Genomic DNA, 25,280 nt, shown 5'->3' with positions numbered 1-25,280 from the left:
CTCTTCCCGTGCTTCCGATTGGCTGATACTGCTCTTACCGGGGGATACCCCGGACCCCCGTGGCCCCGCTCGACGACTGGAGGACACAAAGGTGCCAAAAGTCGAGTCTAAAGGCCGCGAGGGGTGGAAGAAGCCCGCGGGCTGCTCAGGCCGTCCCGGCCCCCCTGCCTGATTGCTGCGCAAGCCCGCCTATTTCAGGTAGGCCGGCGCCCCCACGGGCAGAATAAATCGGAACTCGGCGCCGCCGCCGGGCCCGCGGCCGACCGTGATCGTGCCACCGTGCGCCTCCACGATGCCCTTGACGATGTAGAGGCCCAGGCCCGTCCCGCCACGCTTGCTCCCGCGCCAGAAGCGGGTGAAGACACGGCCCATCGACTCCTCGGGGATGCCAGGGCCTTCGTCGCTCACGGTGACGGCCGTTCCCTTCTCGTCGCTGGTCGCGGGTGCGGGTGCGACCTCAATGGTGACGGTTCCCTCGCCGTGACGCACCGCGTTTTCCAGCAGGTTCCCCAGCACCTGGTCGACCTTGTCCGGGTCGGCCCAGACGGCGGGCACCGGCTGCCGGGTGCGGACGAGGAACCGGTCGGGGGCCAGGCCGGTCGCCGTGAGGGCCTGGATGTGCCGTTCGACGGCGGCGGAGAGGTCGACCGGCTGGCGGCGCAGCTCCAGACGTCCCGAGTCGATCCGGGAGATGTCGAGCAGTTCGGCGATGAGCCGGGTGACGCGGTTGGCGTCGGCGTCGACGGTCTCCAGCATCAGCCGCTTCTGGTCGTCGGTGAACCGCTCCCATTTGGCGAGCAGGGTCGCGGTGAAGCCCTTGACCGAGGTCAGCGGGGAGCGCAGCTCATGGGCGACGGTCGCGATCAGTTCGGCGTGGCTGCGCTCGGTGCGGCGGCGGGCCTCGGTGCCGCGCAGGCTGATCACCAGCCGGCGTACGGGACCGGTGGGGCACTCGCGTACGTACCGGGCGGAGACCAGCACCTCACGGCCGCCGGGAAGCAGCAGATTCCGCTCGGGCTGTCCCACCCGGGTGGCGAGGCCGCCGTACGGGTCGGTCAGCGCCCACCAGCGGCGGCCCTTCAGGTCCTCCAGCGGCAGTGCGCGTTCCAGCGGGCGGCCGAGAGCGGCGGCCCGGGGGACGGCGGTGATCCGGGCGGCGGCTGAGTTGAAGCAGATGACCCGGCCCGTCTCGTCGGCGATGACGAGACCGTCGGGGAGATCGTCGGGGTCGACGGCTCCGTCCGCGACCGCGACCGTGGTGACGGTCGCGATGCCGTCCGCGCGCTCGATGCGCGACTCGCGCGGCCTGCTCATGCCGACTGCCATATTCCCGTACCCCACCTCTCGAACCGGTGCAGTGGGCCCCGAGTCCGTCACCCTACTAGTCGTCGGTGACGGAGCGACACCCCGTGGCAGCGCACCGCTGCGATGCGCCGGGCGACCGGGTACCGGCCGGCGCGCGGGACGGTCAGTCGGTGGTGCGGCGGGGGCGCTGGGCGCGCGCCGAGGCGTACAGACAGACGGCCGCGGCGGTGGCCAGGTTGAGGCTCTCCGCCTTGCCGTGGATAGGCACCCGTACGACGGCGTCGGCGAGCGCCCGGGTCTCCTCCGGCAGGCCCCAGGCCTCGTTGCCGAAGACCCATGCGGTCGGCCCGCCCATGGTTCCCGCGTCGAGCTCGTCGTCGAGGTCGTCGTCGCCTGCGCCGTCGGCGGCCAGGATCCGTACGCCCGCGTCCCGCAGTCCCCGCACGGCCTGCTCCACCGGCACACCGACGGCGACCGGAAGATGGAAGAGCGAACCGACGGACGCACGCACGGACTTGGGGTTGTACAGGTCCACGGAGGCGTCCGTGAGCACGACGGCGTCGGCGCCCGCGGCGTCGGCACAGCGCAGCACCGTACCGGCGTTCCCGGGGTCGCGTACATGGGCGAGGACGGCGACCAGGGTGGGCTTCGCGGCGAGGATGGACTCGAACGGCGAGTCGAGGAAGCGGCAGACACCGATCAGGCCCTGCGGCGTGACGGTCTGCGACATCTCGGCGAGCGTGTCGCCGTCGGCGAGGTGCACCCGGGCACCGGCCGCGTGGGCGGCGTCGACGATGTCGGTGTACCGCTCGGCCGCCTCGACGGTGGCGAAGAGCTCCAGCAGCGTCGGCTCACCGTCGCTGCCACGGTGCCCGGCTGCCTCGCGCACGGCCTGCGGCCCCTCGGCGATGAACCGTCGCTCCTTGCCGCGGAAGTTGCGCCTGGCAAGGCGCCGGGCGGCGGCGACACGTGGCGATCGCGGGGAGATCAGTTCGGGGGTGCCCATGGTCGGCGGCGGGCCTCTCTGCGTGCGGAGGAACGGATCGGGCGGAGGTACGGAACATGTCGTGCAACGCACCGGACCCGCAGACGACGAGCGCCTGCGGGTCCGGCTCAAAACCAAGAAGTGTGCCCTGGATCAGGCGGCCTTCGGGGCGTTGACGTCGCTCGGGAGGGCCTTCTGGGCAACCTCGACGAGGGCGGCGAACGCGTTGGCGTCGTTGACCGCGAGCTCGGCCAGGATCTTGCGGTCCACCTCGATGTTGGCGGCCTTCAGACCCTGGATGAGGCGGTTGTACGTCATGCCGTTCTGGCGGGCAGCGGCGTTGATGCGCTGGATCCACAGCTGACGGAAGTCGCCCTTGCGCTTCTTGCGGTCGTTGTAGTTGTAGACCAGGGAGTGGGTGACCTGCTCCTTGGCCTTGCGGTACAGGCGCGAGCGCTGACCGCGGTAACCGCTGGCGGCCTCGAGGATTGCCCGGCGCTTCTTGTGGGCGTTGACTGCCCGCTTGACGCGTGCCACTTGTTAACTCCTTGTAGCGGGGCTGGTGTTCACGGTATCGACTCACCCAGCCCGGAAACGAATTGGTCCCGGTGTGACAGAGGTCGTGCCCCCGGATTCACCAGGGGCCCGGCCTCACTTGCCGAGAAGCTTCTTGATCTTCTTGGCGTCGGCCGGAGCCACGACGACCGTGCCGGTCAGCGAGCGGGTCTTCTTGGACGACTTGTGCTCGAGCAGGTGGCGCTTGCCGGCCTTCTCGCGGAGCACCTTGCCGGAGCCGGTGATCTTGAAGCGCTTGCTGGCACCGCTGTGCGTCTTGTTCTTCGGCATCGCGCCGTTCTCTCCTCGTCAGTGGCGCCCCTCGCGGTGCGGGCACCGGACAGCAGGGGCGTCAGATCTTGGTGGGAATTCCGGGGGGACCCGGGGCCGCCTGGATGGCGCCCCCTGAGGTCACGCCTCGGAAGGTGTATCGGCCGAAGCCTCGGGCTGCGCCTCGGCCGGAGCCTCGGCAGCCTCTTCCGCGGTCTCGGCGTCGGGCGTGTAGCCCTGACGCTCCGCCTTGCGGGCGGCCTGGGCCTCACGGGCCTCGGCCATGGCTTCGGTCTTCTTCTTGTGCGGGCCCAGAACCATGATCATGTTCCGGCCGTCCTGCTTCGGATTCGACTCGATGAAGCCGAGTTCCTCGACGTCCGAAGCGAGACGCTGAAGCAGTCGGAAGCCCAGCTCAGGGCGGGACTGCTCACGACCACGGAACATGATCGTGATCTTGACCTTGTCGCCCTGCTTGAGGAACCGAACGACGTGACCCTTCTTGGTGTCATAGTCGTGCGGGTCGATCTTCGGCCGGAGCTTCATCTCCTTGATGACCGTGTGCGCCTGGTTCTTACGCGCCTCACGGGCCTTCATGGCCGACTCGTACTTGAACTTCCCGTAGTCCATGAGCTTGCACACGGGCGGACGGGCGGTCGCCGCCACCTCGACCAGGTCGAGGTCGTACTCCTGTGCGAGTTCCAGGGCCTTGGCAAGCGGAACAATCCCGACCTGCTCGCCGCTGGGACCGACAAGTCGCACCTCGGGAACGCGAATCCGGTCGTTGATGCGGGGCTCGGCGCTGATGGATCCTCCTCGGTAGCACCACGCGGCCGCCTGGCGGACAGCCACGTAACGTCTGTTTTCCTGAGACCAACCGCACCAGCACATCAAAAATGCCCCGGACGGGACACAGGCGGGGCTCCTGGAAAACCGGAACACCGCCGCGGTCAACCGCGGGGCGCATCGGGCGGCTCCATCGTCCGTACGGAACGATGGGCGCCACCTGACCGGTGACCTGCCGTCCCGGAGGATGGTCAGGTGGGAGATCGGAGCCTCCACTTGTGGGCCGGACACATAGATGCCCAGCCGGTCGTTACACAAGGTTAGCAGCTCCCCCGGGGTGGTGCGACCCGAGCACCTCTCGCGCAGCTCCCGCGGACGGGGGCGGGCAGGCGTGGGCCTATCGTATGGCTCATGAGTGACGCGACCCCCAACAGTGAAACCCCCGACTTCGACGACATGGCCCGCGACATCGCGGAGGTCCCCGCGGTCGAGGTGATCGTGACGGTCGCCGTCAATCTGATGAGTGCCGCCGCCGTGAAGCTCGGTCTGACCGAGGACGGCGACAAGCACAAGGACCTCGACGAGGCCCGCAAGCTGGTCCACGCGCTGGCCGGTCTGCTGGACGCGAGCACCACCGAGATCAGCTCGTTCCACGCGGCGCCGCTGCGGGACGGTCTGAAGTCGCTGCAGCTGGCGTTCCGCGAGGCGTCGCTCGTTCCGGACGAGCCGGGCCAGGGCCCCGGCGAGAAGTACACCGGCCCCGTCTTCGGCTGAGTCCGGCCCCGCCCCTTTCCTTCCTTCGACGTCCGTGAGCCCCCTGCCCGTCCGGGCAGGGGGCTCACGCCGTTCGCGGGCCGGTCGGCCGATCAGCGTACGAAGAGAGGCTCACCGGGTGTGAGCGCGTCGGCCGGGAGCAGCGCCAGGTCCAGGCCCCGCACCAGCCGGGCGCGCAGCACCTCGTCGGCGGCCAGGGACTCCGCGACCCGGCGGGCCGCGTCGGCAGGTGCCGCGTCGGGGGCCAGGACCAGGGCGAGGGTGCCGCCTGCCCGGCCCGGGACGAGATGGGCGCGGATCACCGCGGGCTCGGCGGCGACCGCCTCGCGTACCGCGGAGGTGACCGCGGGATCGTCCAGCGGGTCGGCGCTGGTGCGGCCCTCGGCGAGCGCGAGCAGTGCGGAGCCGGTCAGCTCGAACGCGACGGGGCCCGCGAGATCGAGCACCACCGTGTCCGCCTTCTCGTGCGCGGCGGCCTGCAACGCCTGATGCAGGGGTACTGCGACGGGGCGGGCCTGCGGGTCCCAGAGCGCCAGCGAGGCGGTCGAGGTGAAGGCGGGCAGGGCGCGACGGTCCCCGGCCTGGAGCGTGGGCACGGCCATGTCACTGGTCTTCTCCCGGCGCAGCCCGGTTTCGTCCTCCTCCACCTCCCCGAGGACGGCGACGACGGGGACCAGGAGGCGGGCGCCCCCGAGTGCCTCGAGGACTGGGCCGATGGCCGTACGGTCCTCGGCCCAGGCGGCGAGTGCCGCGGTCAGTGCGGGGTCGGCCGTGCCATCGTCGTCGGAGTAACCGGAGTCCGGAATGTTCTTCTGCGCCACAGGCTGAGCGTAGTCGGTGCGGTTTCTCACGAAGCCCTCAGGTGGACCACAGCCCGTTGCCAGGTGCTCTTCCTAGCGTCCGGTTCCATGACCCTGCCGATGCCGAAGACGAAGACAAGTACGAAGATGCGCACGTCCGTACTGTCCGCGTCCGTGACCACCGTGTTCCTGCTGGCCGGTTCCGTTGCGGGCGGCATGTATCTGGTGGGCCGGTGGTCGGACCCGGGGCCCGGCCCCGTCGCCTCAGTGTCGTCGGCCGCGGCCTCACCGGCTCCGGGCCCGCCGGCTCCGGTGGTGACGAGCGAGGAGCCCGAGGTGGATCTGGACGCGGAGCTTGCCACGGCGGTGGCGCCGCTGGCCGGCGACTCCAGCGTGTCGGTCGCGGTGCTGGACTCCGCGGTCGGGGCCGGTGCGGTGTACGGGAACGGGACGTACGCCACCGCGAGCATCGTCAAGGTCGACATCCTCGCGGCGCTGCTGCTCCGGGCCCAGGACCAGGGGCGGGAGCTCACCGCGTACGAACGCGGCCGTTCCGTCACCATGATCGAGAACAGCGACAACGACGCCGCCACCGCGCTGCTGCGGACGATCGGCGGGACGACCGGGCTCGACGCGGCCAACACCCGGTTCGGCCTCGTCGGCACGACCGCCGCGGCTGCGTGGGGGCTGACCCGGACCACGGCGGCGGATCAGCTGGTACTGCTGAAGACGGTGTTCGGTACGCACTCGAAGCTCACCGAGGACTCGCGCGCCTATTTGCAGGGGCTGATGCGGAACGTGGCTGCTGATCAGCACTGGGGGGTGTCCGCGGCGGGCAGCGACTGGGCGCTGAAGAACGGGTGGATGCCGCGGAGCACCACCGGCCTCTGGGACATCAACAGCATCGGGCGGGTGAGGAGCAACGGGCACACGTACCTGGTGGCGGTGCTCTCCACCGGGCAGCAGACCATGGCGACGGGGATCGAGCGGGTGGAGTCGGTCGCGAAGGCCGCGGTCGGGGTGCTCGACAGGGCGCGCTGAGGGCGTACGGGCCTCACTGCCGGACGACCGGGAGGATCGCCGGGTCGCCGCCACAACTTCAGCGGCGTGGCGTGCTTCTCCTGTCGCGCCACAGCAGCACGGCCAGCGCCAGCAGTACGGCCCCCAGACCGCCCGCGGCGGGGGCGAGCCAGCCTGCGGGGCCGTCGTCCCGGTGCTGCGCGGTGGGACCGGGGCCGAAGTACCGCTTGCGGTAGCCGGCCTTCGCGGAGTCGGCGGAGCCGGCCGACTCCGCCTCCGCCCGCAGAGCGGCCTTGCGCAGCTTGCCGCCCGCCTTGATCGCGGCGGCCGGGTCGACGATGCCGTAGCCCCGGGAGTCGTCGCGGCCGCCCTCCGGTGAGTTGCGCGCGGTGTCCGTCAGGAGCTTCTTCACCTGGGCGGGCGTGAGCCCTGGATGAGCGGCCCGGACCAGCGCGACCGCACCGGAGACGAACGCGGAGGCGGCCGATGTGCCCCACTCGATGTAGTAGTGACGGTCGGGGGCCGGGACCACTATGTCTACGCCGGGAGCGCTGACGGTGGCGTACCAGTGCCGGGTGGAGAAGGCCGCGTGGGTGCCGTAACGGTCGACGGCGGCGACCGCGATCACGCCGGGGTAGGCGGCGGGGTACGAGATGTGGTCGCCCTTCTCGCCCCCGTTGCCCGCCGAGGCGACGACGACGGCACCCTTCTTCAGCGCGTACTGGATGGCGGCGTCCTCGCCGCCCTCGGGATGCGCGGATGCGCTGTCGTCGCCCAGGGAGAGGTTGATGACGTCGGCGCCGTGGTCGGCGGCCCAGCGGATGCCGTCGGCCAGGGCCGTACCGCGGGACTCGCGGGCCTTGTCGCGGGACGGGTCGGAGGCTTCGAGGATCACCCGGACCGGGAGGATCTTCGCCTCGGGGGCGATGCCGAGCACTCCGTCGGCGCGGCCGACGCCGTGGCCGCGGCCGGCGATGATTCCGGCCATCGCGGTGCCGTGGCGGGCCCAGGCGCGGTCGCCTCGCCCGGCACCGAAGCCGATCAGGTCCTTGCCGTGCAGTACCTGGCCCGCCAGGTCGGGAAGGCTGTCGTCGACCCCGGTGTCGACGACGGCGACGGTGATCCCTTGGCCCTTGGTCGTCTGCCACGCCCGGTCGGTGTGGAGCGCCTCCAGCCCCCACTGCTGCGGCCGGATGGTGTCCGCGCGGGCGGGAACGGCAGGGAGCAGCGTGAACACGGTGGCGGCGCAGAGCGCGCCGAGGGCTCGGCGGTGGCGGCGGCTGTTCATCGCGGCTGCTCCGAGAGGTCGGTGACGGTCCGGCGTAGCCCACGCTCGATCCGGTCGGCGATGCCCTTGGCCTCATGGCCGAGGCCGGCCTGCGCGGCGACCGTGGTCGCGTCCGCGGCGATCGCCCTCGCGACCGGCTGCGGATCGCTGACCGTGCGTCCGTCCGCGAACCCGGAGACGGCGAAGACGACGACCGGAACCTCGGTCAGCACATGGACGGTCCAGCTGGCGCGCTGCCGGTCGCCGAAGTGGGCGGCGACCGTGTCCTCGACCGCGTATGTACGAGGCATCAGGTCGGTGCGTGCGTCGAGGTGCTGATCGGAGAATCGGGTGCTCAGCGCTCTCATCGCGTCGGTGGAACCCTCGGTGAAGATCATGCCGACCGTGGTGACGCTGCTGGAGGTGGCGTCCACGTAGGTGGCTCGCAGCAGCCGCTCGCAGCCGACCGGGCGGATCGTCTTGAGCAGCAGCGGGTCCAGGGCGGTCGTGCAGCCGCTGTCCGGGGCGACGGCGATCCGGGTCCAGACCCGGTCCGCTCCACCGGGCCCCGCGCCATCACCTTTGAGGGTGCGGGGGAACAGGGTGTCCACGGGGACGTTGTGCCAGACGGTGCGTCCGGTGGCGTAGGGGCTTCGTGCACCGGCGTCGGCCGAGGAGTCGCTGATGAGCCAGCTCCCGGTGACCGCTCCGCCGATCAGTCCGAGCCCGAGCACCACACAGGCCGCCGCGGCGGCTGTCCGTGCGGGGCGGCGGGTGGGGACGGGACGCAGCCGGGTGGTGGTCTCGGCGGGCGTCTCGGGCCTGGGGTACGGCAGGGCGTGGGAGTGCGTCCGCGCGGGAGGGAAATAGCCGCCGGGATGCGGCGGGGTCGCGCCGGGACGCGGGGTGAGATCCACAGCACCTACGGGTCGCCGCCTGGTCGGCGGGGGCGGCGCCGTGCCGGGACGGGGTGGAGCGATAGGGGCAGGGGCGGCAGCGGCCGCGGGCACGACGCGGAGCCGAGTGGTCGTCTCCACCGGCTTCGGCTCCGGTTCCGACGGGTGCGGGGAAGTCGGGGCCGCGGCAGGGGCATGCGCTTCGCGCGTCGGCGCGTCCTGCGCGGGAACGGCGGGTGCGGTGCGCTCGGGCGCACCGAACGCCGGTCCCGGCGGAGCCTGGTCGGCCGGGGCCGCTCCCTGGCGGACCGGAGCCGTCGGCTGCGGGGCCTGGGCCGGGAGCGGCGGCGTCGCCCCGGTCGTACGCCCCGGGTTCCCGTGCGGGTCCGGTGGTGCGGCCGGGCGTGGTGGCGCCGTCGGACGGGGTGGTACGGGAGCGCGCTGCGCCTCGGTACTCATCCGCCCCCCTGGTCCACGTTCCGTACCGCTCGCGGATCACCTGCACAGGCAAGCCTGTTGGTCACCGCGTCCCGTCACTCTACGGGCTGCGACGGGCCCGGCGGGAGTCGGGCGTCGCGCCCCTGGGAGATCTGCCCCGATCGTCCCCCTACCCAGTGGTAGAGGTGTCTGGCAAGCTGCGGCCATGACTGCGCGTGCCGCTGACCGGACCCGCTACGACCGGGCCACCGCACATCTCGACGCCCCGATCGCCGTGGTCGATCTGGATGCCTTCGATGCCAACGCCGACGACCTGGTCCGCCGGGCGGCGGGGAAACCGATCCGGGTCGCGAGCAAGTCGGTGCGCTGCCGGACGCTGCTGGAGCGGGTGCTCGCGCGGCCGGGGTTCGCCGGGGTGATGTCGTTCACGCTCGCCGAGTCGCTGTGGCTGGCCCGGGCCGGTTTCGACGACGTGCTGCTGGCCTATCCGTCGGCCGACCGGTCCGCCTTCGCCGAGCTGGCCGGGGACCCGAAGCTGGCCGCCGCGGTCACGGTGATGGTGGACGACCATGCGCAGCTGGAGCTGATCGACGCGGCACGGGCCGGTGGCCAGGAGGAGATCCGGGTCTGTCTGGAGCTGGACACGTCGCTGCGGCTGCTCGGCGGCCGGGTCAGGATCGGGGCGCTGCGTTCGCCGCTGCGCTCCCCCGCCCAGCTCGCGGAGCTGGCCCGCTCGGTGGCGCGCAGGCCCGGTTTCCGGCTGGTCGGTCTGATGGCGTACGAGGGCCACATCGCCGGCGTCGGGGACTCGGTCGCCGGCCGGCCGTTGCGGTCCAGGGCGATCCGGCTGATGCAGGCGACGGCCCGCAAGGAGCTGGCGGCCCGGCGGGCGGAGGTGGTCCGGGCCGTACGGACGGTGGCGCCGGATCTGGAGTTCGTGAACGGCGGCGGCACCGGCAGTGTGCAGCACACGGCGGCGGAGCCGGCGGTGACCGAGATCGCGGCCGGGTCTGGGCTCTACGCGCCGCGGCTGTTCGACAACTACACGTCGTTCGCGGCCCGCCCGGCGGCGCTGTTCGCGCAGCCCGTGGTGCGGCGGCCCGGCGTGGGGGTGGTGACGGTGCTCGGCGGCGGCTACCCGGCGTCGGGGGCCGCGGGGGCGGACCGGCTGCCCGTGCCGTATCTGCCGGAAGGGCTGCGCTACGACCCGCAGGAGGGGCCCGGCGAGGTGCAGACACCGCTGCTCGGCGCCCCGGCCGACGACCTGCTGATCGGCGACAAGGTGTGGTTCCGGCACGCGAAGGCCGGTGAGCTGTGCGAACGCTTCGACGAGCTGCAGCTGATCGAGGGCGACCGGGTGACGGCGACCGTGCCCACGTACCGTGGCGAGGGGCGGACGTTCCTCTGAACTGCCGGCTCCTGGTCTCCTGACCCGATGTCAGGGAGCCACGGAGCTGCCGACGCCGCCGCTGGTCTCGCTGTCGTCGATCGGCCGGATGGCCCGGGTGAGGGTGTCCATGAGGGAGAGCGGCGGTCCGTCGGGTCCCGCGTCGAAGGCGTAGCGCACGATGACCGGCGATTCGCTGCCGACCGTCGACGGGAAGACGAGCGACTGCACATAGCCGCCTGGCCCCTTGGCCGTGTGGACCCGCCAGCGCACCTCGTAGCCCGTGCGGCCCGCCACGCTGACCGATGCGGACCTCAGCTGCTCATGGGAGGTGATACCTCCGTGGATCCGGTCGCCGACGACGTTCTCCTCGTACGCCTTGTCGGCCGCGGTGGTGATGTCCTGCTCGGCCAGGGCCTCGGCCGAAGCGAGGTCCGTGTCGCTCGCCGTACGGGTGGTCACCGTGCCGTGGTAGCAGAAGGCGGAGGAGTCGCCGGGGCAGGCGTAGGAGTCGGTCGTACGCATGGTGAGCGCCTTGTCGACGGTGCTCTCCGGCTTCTCCCAGCCGTCGGGGATCGGCAGGGTGATGCCGTTGAGCTGGTCGACGAGCAGCGTAGGGTCCGTCGCCGCACCGTCCCCGCCGGCCGTGCCGGTGGCGGTGGGGTGCGGTGCGGAGCGGGTCGGCCCGGAAGACTCGGATTCCGCACCGCCGTCGTCCCGGCCCAGCAGGACGGCCCCGGTGACGGCCGCACCGACGACGACCAGGGCCGCCGTCACGATCGCCACGATCCGGCCGCCGCCCCCGCCGCGTCCTCCGCCTCCGCCGCTTCCTCCGCCTCCGTACATGGGTGGGACCGGCTGCTGCGGAGCGGGCGTGTTCGGCCGGGTGTGAGCGGTCCATGCCGTGCCGTCCCACCACCGGTCGGTACCCGGGGCCGCGGAGTCCGGGTACCAGCCGGGCGGTGTCGCGTTGCTCATGCCTCCACTCTAGGTTCCGCCGTCGACGGGAGCCCGCGGCGGGCGGTTTGACGTGGGCGGTCGTGCGGTCGTGGAGCCATGAGCACGCGCGGGACGACGGGCAGGTCAGACAGGCGTGACGTACGCGCCGGAGATCCCACCGTCGACAAGGAAGTCCGTGGCGTTCACGAACGAGGAGTCGTCGCTCGCGAGGAACGCGACCGCCGCCGCGATCTCGGTGGCCTCCGCGAACCGGCCGACCGGGATGTGGACCAGCCGACGGGCCGCGCGCTCCGGGTCCTTGGCGAACAACTCCTGGAGCAGCGGGGTGTTGACCGGCCCGGGGCAGAGCGCGTTGACCCGGATGCCTTCGCGGGCGAACTGGACACCGAGTTCGCGGGACATGGCGAGCACGCCGCCCTTGGACGCGGTGTACGAGATCTGGCTGGTGGCCGCGCCCATGATGGCCACGAACGACGCGGTGTTGATGATCGAGCCGCGGCCCTGGCGCCGCATGTAGGGGAGGGCGGCCTTGCAACAGAGGTATACGGAGGTGAGGTTGACGTCCTGGACGCGCTTCCAGGCCTCCAGTCCGGTGGTGAGGATGGAGTCGTCGTCGGGCGGCGAGATTCCCGCGTTGTTGAAGGCGATGTCGACGGAGCCGTAGGTGTCGTACGCCGTCCTGAAGAGCGCCTCGACCTGTTCGGGGTCGGTGACATCGGTGCGTACGAAGATGCCGCCGGCCTCCTCGGCCGCGGCCTTGCCCGCGGTCTCGTCGATGTCCGCGCAGACGACGTGGGCACCCTCGGAGGCCAGGCGGCGCGCGGTGGCGAGGCCGATGCCGCTGCCGGCGCCGGTGATGACGGCGGTGCGGCCGACCAGGCGGCGGCAGATGCTCTCGGTGTCGGTGGTGGTCATGCTGGTTCAGGCCTCCGTACTGATGAAGACGTTCTTGGTTTCGGTGAAGGCGGTGAGAGCGTCGGGGCCCAGTTCCCGGCCGAGACCGGACTGCTTGTAGCCGCCGAACGGGGTCCAGTAGCGGACGCTGGAGTGCGAGTTGACGGACAGGTTCCCGGCCTGGACCGCCTGGGAGACGCGCAGTGCCCGGCCGACGTCCCGGGTCCAGATGGAGCCGGCGAGGCCGTACTCGGTCGCGTTCGCGAGGCGCACGGCGTCGGCTTCGTCCTCGAACGGCAGGACGACGGCGACCGGACCGAAGACCTCCTCGGTGGCCACGGGCGAGTCGGGGCGGGCGTCGGTCAGCACGGTCGGCGGGAACCAGAACCCGGGGCCCTCGGGTGCGCCGCCCCGGATCGCGGTCGCGCCGTCGGGGACGTAGGACCGTACGCGTTCCAGCTGGGCCCGGGAGATCAGCGGCCCCATCCGGGTCTTCTCGTCGGAGGGGTCGCCGACGACGACCGAGGCGACGGCCGGGGCGAGAAGTTCGAGGAAGCGGTCGTAGGCGGAGCGCTGGACGAGGATGCGGGTGCGGGCGCAGCAGTCCTGGCCCGCGTTGTCGAGGAAGGCCATGGGCGCAGCGGCCGCGGCGGCCTCGATGTCGGCGTCGGCGAAGACGATGTTGGGGCTCTTGCCGCCGAGTTCGAGGGTCAGCCGCTTCACACGCTCGGCGCACCTGGCCATGATCTGCTTGCCGACCCGGGTGGAGCCGGTGAAGACGATCTTGGCGACGCCGGGGTGCTCGACGAGTGCGTTGCCCGTCTCGGCGCCGGCTCCCGGCAGTACCTGGAAGAGGTGCTCGGGAAGGCCCTCGTCCAGGGCGAGTCGGGCGAGCCGCAGAGCGGTGAGCGGGGTGGTCTCGGCGGGTTTGAGAAGGACGGCGTTGCCTGCGGCGAGGGCGGGGGCGACGCCCCAGGCGGCGATCGGCATGGGAAAGTTCCACGGCGCGATCACGCCTACGACGCCGAGGGGTTCGAGCAGCGTGAGGTCGATGCCGCCGGGGACCGGGATCTGCCGGCCGCTGAGCCGCTCGACTCCCCCGGCGGCGAATTCGAGCAGATCGCGGACGTTGCCCGCTTCCCACCGGGCGTTGGCGAGGGTGTGGCCGGCCTCGAGGACCTCCAGCCGGGCCAGCTCCTCGCGGTGTCCGTCGACGGCCGCGGCGAAGCGGCGCAGCAACCGCGCGCGGTCAGCGGGGGCCATCGCCGCCCAGATCCGCTGGGCGGCCGCCGCCCGGCGCACTGCGGTGTCGACCTCCGCCGGGGTGGTGGCCGGGACGGTCGCGACGACTTCTTCGGTCGCCGGGTTGAGTACCTGATGCTCGGTGGTCACGGAGTGCCTCACAGGCGTTCGAAGGAGCGGCGGAGCTCCCAGTCGGTCACCGCTGCGTCGAATGCTTCGAGTTCGACGCGCGCCATGTTGCGGTAGTGCGCGACGACGTCGTCGCCGAAGGCCGCCTTCGCCAGGTCGCTCTTCTCCCAGAGGTCGGCGGCTTCGCGGAGTGTGGTGGGGACGTGGTCGTACGCGGTGGTGTAGGCGTTGCCCTCGCAGGGTTCGGGGAGTTCGAGCTTCTGCTCGATGCCGTGGAGGCCGGCGGCGATCAGACCGGCGACGGCGAGGTGCGGGTTGACGTCACCGCCGGGCAGCCGGTTCTCGAACCGGGTCGAGCGGCCGTGGCCGACGACGCGGAGCGAACAGGTGCGGTTGTCGTGGCCCCAGGCGACCGCGGTCGGGGCGAACGAGCCGGGCTGGAAGCGTTTGTAGGAGTTGATGTTCGGCGCGTAGAGCAGGGAGAAATCGCGCAGTGCGGCGAGTTGTCCGGCGAGGAAGTGGCGCATCACCGGGGACATTCCGCCGGCGTCGCCCGCCATGACGTTGCGCCCGTCCGCGTCCTGGAGGGAGAGGTGGATGTGGCAGGAGTTGCCCTCGCGCTCGTTGAACTTGGCCATGAAGGTGAGCGCCACGCCCTCCTGGGCGGCGATCTCCTTGGCGCCCGTCTTGTAGACGGCGTGCTGGTCGCAGGTGACCAGGGCCTCGTCGTACCGGAAGACGATCTCGTGCTGTCCGGGGTTGCACTCGCCCTTCGCGGACTCGACGGTCAGGCCCGCGGCCGCCATCTCGTTGCGGATGCGACGGAGCAAGGGTTCGATGCGGCCGGTGCCGAGGACCGAGTAGTCGATGTTGTACTGGTTGGCCGGGGTCAGATCGCGGTAGTTGCGGTCCCACGCCTGTTCGTAGGTGTCCTTGAAGACGATGAATTCGAGTTCGGTGCCGACATGCGCGGTGAAGCCGTGCTCGGCGAGGCGCTCCAGCTGGCGGCGGAGGATCTGGCGGGGCGCGGCGACGACAGGTGTGCCGTCCTCCCAGGCGAGGTCGGCGATGACCATGGCCGTGCCGTCGTTCCACGGGACGCGCCGCAGGGTGGTGAGGTCGGGGTGCATGGCGAAGTCGCCGTACCCGCGCTCCCAGGAGGACATGGCGTAGCCGTCGACGGTGTTCATGTCGGTGTCGACGGCGAGCAGATAGTTGCAGCCCTCCGTGCCGTGTTCCAGCACCTCGTCGAGGAAGAAGCGCGCGGCGAACCGCTTGCCCTGCAGCCGTCCCTGCATGTCGGGGAAGGCCAGGACGACGGTGTCGATCTCACCGCTCTCGACGAGGATCCGTAGTTCCTCGACCTCCAGCGGGGGTGTGCGGTCTGCCACGGGAAGATCCTCCTTCGGTCAGCCGGAAGTCATAAGGTATGGGTAAGAACCATTGTTGGGAAGAGAGGTCGGGACGTGGCGCAGGAAGGCGAGTCCGGCCGGCACGGGTCCGCGCGGCAACTGCGCCCCGTGCTGCGGCCCGTGCGCGCGGGCAACGGCTTCGAGGAGGCGCTCGAACAGATCCTCCAGGTGGTCAGGCTCGGCCTGGTGCCCGGTGGCGAGCGGCTGCCCGCCGAGCGCGACCTGGCCGAGCTGCTCGGGATCAGCCGGGTCACGCTGCGCGAGGTGCTGAAGGTGCTGCAGGTCCAGCGGCTGGTGGAGAGCCGACGAGGGAGGTACGGCGGCACGTTCGTGCTCCCCCGCACCGTCAGCCCCGGCGAGGACGAGTTGCGCCGCCGGGTGGCGGCCGTCGATGTCGAGGACGTCCTGCGCTTCCGTGAGGTGCTGGAGACCGGCGCGGCCGACCTGTGCGCCACGCACGGGCTGACGGACGAGGGCGCGGAACGACTGCGTACGGCTCTGGCGGCGACACACGATGCACCTCTGCCCGACTACCGCAGGCGCGACACCCTTCTGCATCTGACACTGGCCGAGCTGTCCGGCTCCGCTTCGCTGACCGCGCAGTACGCGGCCGTCCGGGCCACCGTGAACGACCTGCTGGACTGCATCCCGCTGCTCGTGCGGAACCTGGAGCACTCGCAGCATCAGCACACCGCGCTCGTCGAGGCGGTGCTCGACGGGGACGCGGAGGCGGCGCGCGCCGTGATGCGCGAACACTGCGCGGGCACGGCGGCGCTGCTGCGCGGATTCCTGGCCTGACCGCTTGCGCGGCCGCCCACCGGAACGCAAAGGTATTCCTCAGCACCATTGAACCGGGTCCGCCCGCAGGCAGTCGACCGGAGAGTCCCGCCATGTCCGTACCGCTCATCGGCGTCACCACCTATCTGGAGCCCGTCGCCCGCTGGGGCGTCTGGGAACTGCCCGCCGCCCTGCTCCCGTCCGCCTACCCGAGGCTGGTCCAGCGCTCCGGGGGCCTCGCCGCCCTCCTGTCGCCGGACGCCCCGGCCCGGGCCGCGGCCGCCGTGGCCCGGCTGGACGGTCTCGTCATCGCGGGCGGCGCCGATGTCGAGCCCGCGCGGTACGGCGCGGAGCCCGGTCCGAGGACGGGACCGCCGAACCGGGAGCGCGACGCCTGGGAGCTGGCGCTCCTGGACGCCGCCCTGGAGTCCGGCACACCGGTGCTCGGCATCTGCCGTGGCATGCAGCTGATGAATGTGGCGCTCGGCGGCACCCTCGTCCAGCACCTGGACGGGCATGCCGGCCCGCACGGGAAGGCCGGGGTTCTCGGCGAGCACCCGGTGACACCGGTGCCGGGGACGCGCTACGCATCGATCGTGCCCGAGGAATCCGCCGTACCGACCTACCACCACCAGGCCGTGGACAGCCTCGCACCGGACCTCGTGGCGTCCGCCCACGCGGCGGACGGGACGGTGGAGGCCGTCGAACTGCCGGGGTCGCGGTGGGTGCTCGGGGTGCAGTGGCATCCGGAGATGGGGGACGACCTGCGGGTCATGCAGGCGCTGGTGACGGAGGCGGCGCGCGGCTGATCGTCCGTCGGCCGGCGGCTACCGCGTACGCCCTCCGAGCCTGCCGCGCAGCCATTCCAGCGCCGCCGCCCCCTGCGCGCCCTGGAACGCCCGCACGGTCGGCAGCCCCGGCGGGTCCGGCATCAGCGAGTGCGCGACGAAGTAGCCGGCGAGTGCGGCAAGGACCGTGTTCACTCCCTCCGGGTCGGCGGCGCGCCCCAGAGGGTGCGTGGTGAACACGGTGTCCGGGTCGGGGCCGCCCTGGGCCGCCACGCACGGCAGCATCACCAGCAGATCGAACCAGGGCGCGGCTCGCAGCGCGTGCGGCCAGTCGACGAAGACCACCCGGTCGTCGGTGAGCAGGATGTTGTCGGCGCGCAGATCCCCGTGGGCGAGGCTGTCGCCGGTGGCGGGCCCGGCCCAGCCGGACTCCAGCTCCGCGAGTACGTCGAGGTGGCGTGCGGCCCACGGGTCGAGACGCCCGGGCGGACCGTCGCAGTCACGCGCGGCAAGCAGGGTCCGCCAGCCGCTGAACGACTCGGCCTCGCTGTCCGCGACGGCGGGCGCCTCGATCGGGGCCGGGGTCAGGGTCCTGTTCAGCTCGCCGACCGCCGTCAGGACCCGGTCCAGCTCCGCCGATGTCCAGGGGATGCGCGGCTGGCGGCCGTCGATGTCCTGGAGGACGAGGGCGACCCGGGTCCCGTCGTCGTACGATCCCAGCAGCCTCGGCACGGGCGCACCGGGTGGGAGAGCAGCGGTGTTCCGGGCCTCGGCGCGGTGCAGGTCGGGGCTGCCCGGGTTCGCCTCGGCGCTGACCGCCTTGACGAACGCGCGTCGTCCGTCGGTGAGCCGGACGCGGGCGGCGACTCCCGGTGAGAACCCGCCGCTCTGGCTCTGCGCGTGGACGACGCGGGCACCGAGGATGTCCTCGACAGCGCTGCGCACGGAGTCCGGGAGGTCGGCCCAGTGGTGGCGGACGCCGACGGCCGGCGGGGCGGTCACTCTCATCTGTGCATCCTTGGCCCCCGGACGCAGGCCGGCCAACCGATTTTCGCGGGGCGAAGCGGGTGACGGCGTCCCTCCGCCTCTGCCCTGTGTCCTCAGCCGACGGACGGGCTCGATCGCCCCGTCAGCGACAGCAGGTCGCGAGCCGGGCCCGCCGGCCGGTGTCCCGACGGCCAGACCGCCCGCAGCTGTCGCCTCAGCCGGACTCCCGCCACCGGGATCTTCACCAGCCGCCGCGAGGACAGTTCCTCCCCCAGCGCCAGTTCACTCAGCACGCACGGCCCCGCACCGCTCTCCGCCGCCCCCTTCACCGCCGTCGTGGACGACAGCTCGAGCAACGGCTGCGCCAGACCGCCGTGCACGGCGAGTGCCGCGTCCAGGACCTGTCGGGTGCCGGAGCCGCGCTCGCGCAGGATCAATGGGGTCGCAGCCAGTTCCCGCGGGGTCAGCGGGGTGCGGCGGCCCGCCCACGCATGGGACGGGGCGACCACGACGACGAGACGGTCGTGTGCGATCACCGTGCCGTCGAGGCCTTCCGGTATGAACAGTCCCTCCACGAATCCGAGGTCGGCCTCCCCGGCGAGCAGGCGCCCCGCGACCGCCGCCGAGTTGCCCGCGAGCAGGGAGACCGCGGTGTCCGGCCGTGCGGCGCGCAGCGCGATCAGCCAGCCGGGCAGCAGATATTCGGCGATGGTCATGGAGGCGGCGACCCGCAGCCGGGAGTCGCGTCGGTCGCGCAGCGCCTGCGCGCCCACATCGAATGCCTCGGCGGCCTCGACGATCCGGCGCGCCCAGTCGGTGACGAGCGCGCCCGCGTCGGTGAGCCGGGAGCCACGCGGCGAGCGGTCGAGGAGCGCCACGCCGAGCTGTCGCTCCATCGAGCGGATGCGGCTGCTGGCGGCGGGCTGGGTGATGCCGACGTCCCGTGCCGCCCGTCCCAGGCTGCCGTGCCGGGCGACGGCCAGCAGGAGCTCCAGCGCGCCGAGGTCGGGGACCCGGTGGGACAGGAGGACGGGTGCGGGTGCGTCGCTGGGCATAAAGCCAGCTTATGACCTCATAGAGGCAAGCTCCCTGGCGGGGGACGGCACCCGGAACAAGGATCGTGGCATGGCCATCTTTTCGCACACCCGCGCCCGGACGGGCGCCCCGTACCCCGCCGCTGTGCGGCTTCCTTCTCTGCGGTACTTCGGCCCCAACTGGTACGCGATGGTCATGGGCACCGCCATCGTGGCCGGCGCGGGCGCGGCGCTTCCCGTGCACGTGCCCGGGCTGCGAGCCGCCTGCACGGTGGTGTGGGCGCTCTCGGCGCTGCTCCTCGTCGCGGTTCTCACCGCCCGCGCCGGGCACTGGTCCGCCCACCGCGACCAGGCCCGCGCCCATCTCCTCGACCCGGCCGTCGCCCCGTTCTACGGCTGCCTCTCGATGGCGCTGCTGGCCGTCGGCGGCTCCACGATGGTGGTCGGCCGGGATGTCGTCGGGTATCGGGCGGCCCTCGCGGTGGACGTGGTGCTCTACAGCGCGGGCACGGCGATCGGCCTGGTCGTCGCGGTCGCCATCCCGTATCTGATGGTCGTACGCCACCGTCCGGCGCCCGGGACGGCGTCGCCGGTCTGGCTGCTGCCGGTGGTGGCGCCGATGGTCTCCGCGGCACTCGGCCCGCTGCTGGTTCCGGAGCTGCCCGCCGGTCAGTGGCAGGAGGCGATGCTGCTCGCCTGCTACGCGATGTTCGGGCTGAGCCTGCTGGCGACGCTGACGATGCTGCCGCTGATCTTCGCCCGGCTGGTGCACCAGGGGCCGCTGCCGCTCGCCCTGACCCCTACGTTGTTCCTCGTCCTCGGTCCGCTGGGCCAGTCGACGACCGCGGTCGGTCAGCTCGCCGATGTGGCGCCTGGTGCGATCGGCGCGCAGTACGCCTCCGCGCTCGGGGCGTTCGCCGTGCTGTACGGGGTGCCGGTGATGGGGTTCGCGCTGCTGTGGCTGGCGCTGGCCGTGTCGATGGTGGTGCGGGCGCTTCGGGGTGGCATGACGTTCAGCATGACCTGGTGGGGCTTCACCTTCCCGGTCGGCACGTGTGTCACCGGCGCGTCGGGTCTGGCCCGGCACACCGGGCTGACGGCGTTCACCTGGCTGGCCGTCGCGCTGTACGTGTTGCTGGTGTCGGCGTGGGCGGTGGCCGGGCTGCGGACGCTGCGCGGGCTGGTCAGCGGAGCGCTGCTCGCAGCGCCGCAGGCGCCCCGGCCAGTGACGGCCCGTACCACGTGAGACATCGCCCGTCGACGAGTGCGGCGGGCAGTGCGGGGAAGGCCTCGGGTCCGTCGCCGGCGGTGAAGCGGTACGGCTCGTCGGGCAGGACGACCAGGTCGGCGCCCGCCGCGTTCAGTTCGTCGAGCGGGATGCGCGGGTAGCGCTCGACGTGACCTGCGTACACGTTCCGCACACCGAGCCGGGCCAGCAGATCGCCCGCGAACGTGTCACGGCCGAGCACCATCCAGGGCCTGCGCCAGATCGGCACGATCGCGCGGCGCGGCTCGTACGGCGGCGGGAGCGCCGCCCAGGCGGCCTCGGCCTCGTCGAGCCAGCGTGGCCTGGCCAGCCCGCAGCCGGTCACCAGGACCCGGTGCAGTTCGGCGAAGGCCTGGTCGAGGCTGCGGATCTCGGTGGTGAGGACCTCGATGCCCGCGTCACGGAGCGCGTCGAGGTCGGGGGCGCGGTTCTCCTCCTCGTTGGCGACGACGAGATCGGGGCGGAGCGCGACGATCGCGGCCACATCGGGGTTCTTGGTGCCACCGATGCGCGCGGCGGTCAGATCGGCCGGACGGGTGCACCAGTCGGTGACACCGACGAGGAGGCCGGGGGCCGTGGCGGCGACGGCCTCGGTGAGCGAGGGCACGAGCGAGACGACTCGGAGCGCCGGGGCCGGGACGGACACCGATTCGGACACCGGGTCTCAGCGCCTCGGGTCGTTCGTGGCGTCGACATGTTCCGCGACCGCGACGACCAGCAGCCGGGTCTCCGGCATCGTGGCCCGCCAGCGGTGCCGTACGCCGCCCGACAGGAACAGAGTGTCGCCTCGCTCCAGCCGGTACGCCTGCCCCTCCGCCTCCACCTCGGCGGCGCCCTCCACCACGTACATCACCTCGTCGTTGCGGTGCTGGAACTCCCGCCCGAGATCCATTTCGCCGGTGAACTCCAGCGCGCTGAGCTGATGCCGTCCTCGCACCACCCTGCGTGCCCCGTCGCCTTCGCCCGCACGGACCAGCTCGACGGCGCGCGCCGAGTCGGCGGCGGCGCGCAGCCGTGCCGTGGTGGTCTCCAGGGCGTCGGCCACCCGGTCCAGCGACCGGGCGCTGGGTCTGGCCCGCTCGTTCTCGATCTGGCTGAGGAACGGCACGGACAGGCCGCTGCGGGTGGCGACCGCGGCCAGTGTGAGCCCCAGAGTTCTGCGTCGTCGGCGGACCGCGGCGCCCACGCGGAGTGCTTCCTTGTCGTCCATGTCCGGCTCCCTCCCGACTCGTCATCCTTCCGGCTGCCAGCACCTTACGCACACGGTTACGCAAGGACGGCCGGTAAAGGAACGTCACACAGCCGGAAGGGGTGGGTCCGCCCATCGGCGGCACCCACCCCTTCCGGCTGTGTCAGGCTCCTGCTACTGGGGGGCCATCTTGTCCGCGATGCCAGGATTCTTGTCCATCCAGGCCTTCACGGCTTCTTCCTCGTGCCCCGTCCCGCGCTTCTGGATCTCGTTCTCCAGGCCGGCCAGCTGCTGCTCGCTGAGCTTGAAGTGCTTGAACCACTTGGTGAGCTGCGGATAGTTCTTCGGGAAGTCCTTGCTCGCGATCGTACGGATGGTGTCGCCGTTGCCGAAGGCCTTCTTGGGGTCCTTCAGTTTGGTGAGGTCGTACTGGTTGTACGCCCAGTGCGGCGTCCAGAGCAGAACCGCGATCGGCTCCTTCTTGGCGTACGCGCGCTTCAGCTCGGCGAGCATCGAGGGCGTCGAGCTGTCGACGACCTTGTACTCCTTGTCCAGGCCGTAGGCGGGCAGCACGTTGTTCTTCAGGTTGGCCATGGTGGCGGTGCCGGGCTCGATGCCGATGATGCGGTTCTTGAACTCGTCACCGCGGCCCTTGAGGTCCTTGTACGACTCGATGCCCTTGACGTAGGAGGGGACGGCGATCTCCAGCGAGGTGGGCCCGTACCACGATCCGAGGTCGGTGAGCCGGGAGCCGTACTTGTTCCAGTAGTTCTTCTGGGTGTACGGCAGCCAGCCGTCGAACTGCACGTCGAGCTGGCCGCGGGACATCGCGGCATACATCGGACCGACCTCGAACTGCTTCAGGTCGATCTTGTAGCCGCGGTCCTCCAGGACGGCCTTCCACAGGTACGTGGCGGCGATGTCCTCCTCCCAGGGGAACCAGGCCATCTCGACGGTGCGGTCGCGCTCGTCCTTGCCGCTCGCGCCCTTCGCCGCCCCGGCCACAGGCGTCCACTTGTCGGCGACGTCCGGGTTGTCCTTCAGCCAGGCACGGACGGCGTCCTGCTCCTTGCCCTTGCCGGTCGTCTGGATCTTCGCCTCAAGACTCGTGAGCTGGTCCTCGCTCATCTTGAAGTTCTTGAGCCACTTGCCGACCTCGGGGTTGTCGTCGGCGAAGCCCTTGCGGGTCAGGGTGTGGATGCCGTCGCCCTTGCCCCAGAGGTTCTTGGGGTCCTTGAGCTTGGTGAGGTCGTACTGGTTGTACGCCCAGTGCGGCGACCACAGCGGGACCACGATCGGTTCCTTCTTGGCGTACGCGCGCTTCAGCTCGGCGAGCATCGACGGCGTCGAGCCGTCGACGACCTTGTACTCCTTGTCCAGGCCGTAGCCCGGCAGGATCTTGTCCTTGAGCAGGCCCGTCTCACCGGCGCTCGGCTCGATGCCGACGATCCGTCCCTTGAAGTCGGACGCCTTGCCCTTGAGGTCGTCGAGCGAGTCGACGCCCTTCACGTACGAGGGAACGGCCAGCTCCAGGGAGGTGGGGCCGTACCAGGAGCCCATGTCCTCCAGGCGGTCCTTGTACTTCTTCCAGTACGTGGCATGGGTGACCGGGAGCCAGGAGTCGGTCTCGAAGTCGATCTGGCCGCCGGCCATACCGGTGTAGAGCGCGCCGGCCTCGTACTGCTTGACGTCGACCTCGAAGCCGCGCTGCTCGAGCAGCTCCTTCCACAGGAAGGTGGAGGCGATGCCCTCGTCCCAGGGGATGTACCCCATGCTGATCTTCTTGCCCTTGCCGATGTTCGCGGCATCGGTGACGGCGCCGGTCTCCGACTTCGACGTACCGAACATGCCCATGCCGCCTGCGACGAGGGCCAGGACGACGACGCCGACGACCGCGACGGCGGGCTGCGGCCGGTGGTTCCAGATCTTCAGTCCGCCGGCCACCGACTGGGCCCTGGCGAGTGCGCGACGGGCCAGCGGGGAGACCTCGCGGCCGAGCGCGCCGGTCATCCGGTCCAGGTACATCGCCAGGATGACGATGGAGACGCCCGCCTCGAAGCCGAGGCCGACGTCGACGTTGCCGATGGCCCGGTAGACGGAACCACCGAGGCCGCCGCCGCCGACCATGCCGGCGATGACCACCATGGACAGGCCCAGCATGATGACCTGGTTGATGCCCGCCATGATCGTGGGCAGGGCGAGCGGCAGCTGGACCCGCAGCAGGGTGTTGCGCGAGGTGGTGCCGAAGGCCTCGGCCGCCTCCACGAGTTCGCCGTCGACCTGACGGATGCCGAGCTCGGTCATCCGGACGCCCGGGGGCAGCGCGAAGATGATCGTGGCGATGATGCCGGGGACCACGCCGACGCCGAAGAAGATGACGCCAGGGATCAGATAGACCATGGCGGGCATGGTCTGCATGAAGTCGAGGACCGGCCGGGTCACCGCGGACACGGCCTTGGAACGTGCCGCCCAGATGCCGAGCGGCACGGCCAGCACGAGCGTGACGATGGTGGCGACGAGCACCAGGGTGAGGGTGTCCATCGCTTCGTCCCACAGCTCGACGGAGTCGATGAGCGCGAAGCCCACGAAGGCGAGCACACCCGGGAGCAGACCGCGCAGCCACCAGGCGATGACGGCGAGGATGCCCGCGAAGAGCAGGGGGGCGGGGGCGGAGAGTACGGCGGCGATGCCGTCGAACATGCCGCTGACGACCGAGCTGATCGCGTCGAACAGCCAGGCCAGGTGGGTCTGCAGCCAGTCGACCGCAGTATCCACCCATTCACCGAGCGGGATCCTAAACATCGGCGGCCACCTTCTTCTCGTTGGTGGCGGCGTCCTGCGGGACCTCGATGGGGCTCATCGGCTCGCCGAGGACGGCGAGCAGCCGGGACCGGGGCACGACCCCGACGAGCCGGCCGTCGGCACCGGTCACGGCAACCGCGACTCCGCTGCGCGAGCAGGGCGTGAACAGCTCGATGATCGGGGTGGACTCGGAGACCGTGGCCGGCGCCGACCGGAGGATGTCGGCGGGCGTACGGATTTCCGTGCCGTCGTCCGCCTCGGTGCCCAGGACGGTGTGCGGCTCGGCCATGATGGCGCCCGCGGTCAGCACCCGGGAGCGGTCGACGTCCTGGGTGAAGGAGGCGACGTAGTCGTTGGCCGGGGTGACGAGGATGTCCTCGGCCGTCCCGAGCTGGACGATCTTTCCGTCCCGCATCACGGCGATCCGGTCACCGAGGCGCATGGCCTCGTTGAGGTCGTGGGTGATGAAGACGATGGTCTTCTTGAGCCTCTTCTGAAGTTCGAGCAGCTGGTCCTGCATGTCGCGGCGGATCAGCGGGTCGAGCGCGCTGAAGGACTCGTCCATCAGCAGCAGATCGGCGTCGGTGGCGAGGGCACGGGCCAGGCCGACGCGCTGCTGCATGCCGCCGGACAACTCGTCGGGCCAGGACTTCTCCCAGCCGGCGAGGCCGGTCAGCTCCAGCGCCTCGGCGGCACGCTTCTCACGCTCGGCGCGCGGCACACCCTGCACCTCGAGGCCGTACCCGGCGTTCTCCAGGACGCTCCGGTGCGGGAAGAGAGCGAAGTGCTGGAAGACCATGCTGATCTTGGAGGAGCGGACGGTGCGCAGTTCGCGCGGGCTCAGGGCGGTCAGGTCCTGGCCGTCGAACAGCACGCGTCCGGCTGTGGGATCCAGCAGCCCGTTGAGCATCCGCAGCAACGTGGACTTGCCGGATCCGGACAGACCCATCACGACGAAGATCTGTCCCGGTTCGACGGTGAACGAGGCGTCGATCACCGCTGCGGTCGTTCCGTCGGCGCGCAGCTCGTCGCGGTCCGTGCCGCTCTCGAGCTTCTGCACGGCTTGATCGGGTCGTCTGCCGAACACCTTGTACAAGTGTTCGGCTTGCAGCCTTGACACATACACCTCACGCGTTGAACCGAAAACGGTCTGCCACCCCCTCCGGCAGACCGTGGAGCGGCGCGGGTTCGGCCCGCTTGACACGCGCTGGAGTTGCAATTGCGACGTGATCCGCTCCGGTGGCGCGCCTGCCCACACTTACCTGGACCAAACAGAAGAGTGATCCAGTTCACTTCCGGGCCGGTGTCAGTGGGGT

At 71.3% G+C, this 25,280-nt stretch carries 24 protein-coding genes; 6 read left to right on the top strand and 18 right to left on the bottom strand.

Annotated elements, in window-relative coordinates:
- Positions 1-189: 189 nt before the first annotated feature.
- From OG963_RS35120 to infC, 5 genes are all read right to left on the bottom strand, one after another.
- Positions 190-1,314, bottom strand: a complete 1,125-nt coding sequence (locus OG963_RS35120; RefSeq protein WP_371126422.1) for an ATP-binding protein — start codon at positions 1,312-1,314, stop codon at positions 190-192.
- 154 nt (positions 1,315-1,468) lie between these two features.
- Entirely contained in the window at positions 1,469-2,311 is an 843-nt protein-coding gene (locus OG963_RS35115) for an RNA methyltransferase (protein ID WP_093775217.1), read from the bottom strand.
- A 132-nt stretch (positions 2,312-2,443) separates the two neighbouring features.
- The gene (rplT, locus tag OG963_RS35110) at positions 2,444-2,827 is read right to left on the bottom strand and encodes a 50S ribosomal protein L20 (RefSeq protein WP_003970214.1); all 384 of its coding nucleotides are present in this window, start codon (positions 2,825-2,827) and stop codon (positions 2,444-2,446) included.
- A gap of 114 nt (positions 2,828-2,941) precedes the next feature.
- Positions 2,942-3,136, bottom strand: a complete 195-nt coding sequence (rpmI, locus tag OG963_RS35105) for a 50S ribosomal protein L35 (RefSeq protein ID WP_030918579.1) — start codon at positions 3,134-3,136, stop codon at positions 2,942-2,944.
- Between the two features lie 120 nt (positions 3,137-3,256).
- A complete protein-coding gene (gene infC / locus OG963_RS35100; RefSeq protein ID WP_030918577.1) occupies positions 3,257-4,006 on the bottom strand; it encodes a translation initiation factor IF-3 in 750 nt (249 codons plus the stop codon).
- A gap of 306 nt (positions 4,007-4,312) precedes the next feature.
- On the opposite strand from infC, the gene OG963_RS35095 reads away from it, so the two are divergent.
- Positions 4,313-4,675 carry a DUF1844 domain-containing protein gene (locus tag OG963_RS35095; RefSeq protein ID WP_030918575.1) on the top strand — a complete coding sequence of 121 codons (363 nt, stop codon included), beginning with the start codon at positions 4,313-4,315 and terminating at the stop codon, positions 4,673-4,675.
- A 92-nt stretch (positions 4,676-4,767) separates the two neighbouring features.
- On the opposite strand, the gene OG963_RS35090 is transcribed toward OG963_RS35095, so the two are convergent.
- Positions 4,768-5,496, bottom strand: a complete 729-nt coding sequence (locus OG963_RS35090; RefSeq protein WP_093775514.1) for an SseB family protein — start codon at positions 5,494-5,496, stop codon at positions 4,768-4,770.
- A gap of 87 nt (positions 5,497-5,583) precedes the next feature.
- Between OG963_RS35090 and OG963_RS35085 the strand changes: the two genes are divergently transcribed.
- Positions 5,584-6,516 (top strand): serine hydrolase, encoded by a 933-nt coding sequence (locus tag OG963_RS35085; RefSeq protein ID WP_319737577.1) that lies wholly within the window; start codon positions 5,584-5,586, stop codon positions 6,514-6,516.
- Between the two features lie 58 nt (positions 6,517-6,574).
- On the opposite strand, the gene mycP is transcribed toward OG963_RS35085, so the two are convergent.
- Both mycP and OG963_RS35075 read right to left on the bottom strand, forming a co-directional pair.
- Entirely contained in the window at positions 6,575-7,783 is a 1,209-nt protein-coding gene (gene mycP / locus OG963_RS35080) for a type VII secretion-associated serine protease mycosin (RefSeq protein ID WP_093775213.1), read from the bottom strand.
- Positions 7,780-8,679 (bottom strand): hypothetical protein, encoded by a 900-nt coding sequence (locus OG963_RS35075; RefSeq protein ID WP_093775211.1) that lies wholly within the window; start codon positions 8,677-8,679, stop codon positions 7,780-7,782. The genes mycP and OG963_RS35075 overlap by 4 nt, the downstream gene beginning before the upstream one ends.
- A 622-nt stretch (positions 8,680-9,301) precedes the next feature.
- On the opposite strand from OG963_RS35075, the gene OG963_RS35070 reads away from it, so the two are divergent.
- Positions 9,302-10,504 carry an amino acid deaminase/aldolase gene (locus OG963_RS35070; RefSeq protein ID WP_093775209.1) on the top strand — a complete coding sequence of 401 codons (1,203 nt, stop codon included), beginning with the start codon at positions 9,302-9,304 and terminating at the stop codon, positions 10,502-10,504.
- Positions 10,505-10,534: 30 nt separating this feature from the next.
- Here the strand turns inward: OG963_RS35070 and OG963_RS35065 are convergent, their stop codons facing one another.
- The 4 genes from OG963_RS35065 to OG963_RS35050 form a co-directional block, all read right to left on the bottom strand.
- Entirely contained in the window at positions 10,535-11,461 is a 927-nt protein-coding gene (locus OG963_RS35065; RefSeq protein ID WP_093930027.1) for a DUF2510 domain-containing protein, read from the bottom strand.
- Between the two features lie 105 nt (positions 11,462-11,566).
- Entirely contained in the window at positions 11,567-12,358 is a 792-nt protein-coding gene (locus tag OG963_RS35060; RefSeq protein WP_093775205.1) for a 3-oxoacyl-ACP reductase, read from the bottom strand.
- A 6-nt stretch (positions 12,359-12,364) separates the two neighbouring features.
- A complete protein-coding gene (locus OG963_RS35055) occupies positions 12,365-13,729 on the bottom strand; it encodes an aldehyde dehydrogenase (RefSeq protein WP_093775512.1) in 1,365 nt (454 codons plus the stop codon).
- Positions 13,730-13,737: 8 nt separating this feature from the next.
- Entirely contained in the window at positions 13,738-15,099 is a 1,362-nt protein-coding gene (locus OG963_RS35050; RefSeq protein ID WP_093930025.1) for a glutamine synthetase family protein, read from the bottom strand.
- Between the two features lie 75 nt (positions 15,100-15,174).
- On the opposite strand from OG963_RS35050, the gene OG963_RS35045 reads away from it, so the two are divergent.
- Positions 15,175-15,918, top strand: a complete 744-nt coding sequence (locus tag OG963_RS35045; protein ID WP_371799814.1) for a FadR/GntR family transcriptional regulator — start codon at positions 15,175-15,177, stop codon at positions 15,916-15,918.
- Between the two features lie 92 nt (positions 15,919-16,010).
- Entirely contained in the window at positions 16,011-16,706 is a 696-nt protein-coding gene (locus tag OG963_RS35040) for a gamma-glutamyl-gamma-aminobutyrate hydrolase family protein (RefSeq protein ID WP_093775201.1), read from the top strand.
- 18 nt (positions 16,707-16,724) lie between these two features.
- Here OG963_RS35040 and OG963_RS35035 read toward each other — a convergent pair whose 3' ends face one another.
- Entirely contained in the window at positions 16,725-17,693 is a 969-nt protein-coding gene (locus tag OG963_RS35035; RefSeq protein ID WP_093775199.1) for an aminoglycoside phosphotransferase family protein, read from the bottom strand.
- A 92-nt stretch (positions 17,694-17,785) separates the two neighbouring features.
- Entirely contained in the window at positions 17,786-18,727 is a 942-nt protein-coding gene (locus OG963_RS35030) for a LysR family transcriptional regulator (RefSeq protein ID WP_093775197.1), read from the bottom strand.
- Positions 18,728-18,797: 70 nt separating this feature from the next.
- On the opposite strand from OG963_RS35030, the gene OG963_RS35025 reads away from it, so the two are divergent.
- Positions 18,798-19,952 carry a TDT family transporter gene (locus OG963_RS35025; RefSeq protein WP_371799813.1) on the top strand — a complete coding sequence of 385 codons (1,155 nt, stop codon included), beginning with the start codon at positions 18,798-18,800 and terminating at the stop codon, positions 19,950-19,952.
- On the opposite strand, the gene OG963_RS35020 is transcribed toward OG963_RS35025, so the two are convergent.
- From OG963_RS35020 to OG963_RS35005, 4 genes are all read right to left on the bottom strand, one after another.
- Positions 19,891-20,631, bottom strand: a complete 741-nt coding sequence (locus OG963_RS35020) for a helical backbone metal receptor (protein WP_256223592.1) — start codon at positions 20,629-20,631, stop codon at positions 19,891-19,893. The two genes, OG963_RS35025 and OG963_RS35020, sit on opposite strands and share 62 nt — an antisense overlap.
- Positions 20,632-20,637: 6 nt before the next feature.
- Positions 20,638-21,183 carry a helix-turn-helix domain-containing protein gene (locus OG963_RS35015; RefSeq protein WP_030918529.1) on the bottom strand — a complete coding sequence of 182 codons (546 nt, stop codon included), beginning with the start codon at positions 21,181-21,183 and terminating at the stop codon, positions 20,638-20,640.
- Positions 21,184-21,336: 153 nt separating this feature from the next.
- Positions 21,337-23,964, bottom strand: coding sequence for an ABC transporter permease/substrate binding protein (locus tag OG963_RS35010; RefSeq protein ID WP_093930023.1), 2,628 nt, complete (start codon positions 23,962-23,964; stop codon positions 21,337-21,339).
- The gene (locus OG963_RS35005) at positions 23,957-25,024 is read right to left on the bottom strand and encodes a glycine betaine/L-proline ABC transporter ATP-binding protein (RefSeq protein ID WP_093775191.1); all 1,068 of its coding nucleotides are present in this window, start codon (positions 25,022-25,024) and stop codon (positions 23,957-23,959) included. The genes OG963_RS35010 and OG963_RS35005 overlap by 8 nt, the downstream gene beginning before the upstream one ends.
- Positions 25,025-25,280: the final 256 nt, after the last annotated feature.

The sequence above is a fragment of the Streptomyces sp. NBC_01707 genome (assembly GCF_041438805.1).
In the GTDB taxonomy this organism is placed as follows: Bacteria; Actinomycetota; Actinomycetes; order Streptomycetales; family Streptomycetaceae; genus Streptomyces.
Note: the sequence above shows the minus strand (reverse complement) of the source record. Positions and strands in the feature narration are given on the sequence as shown.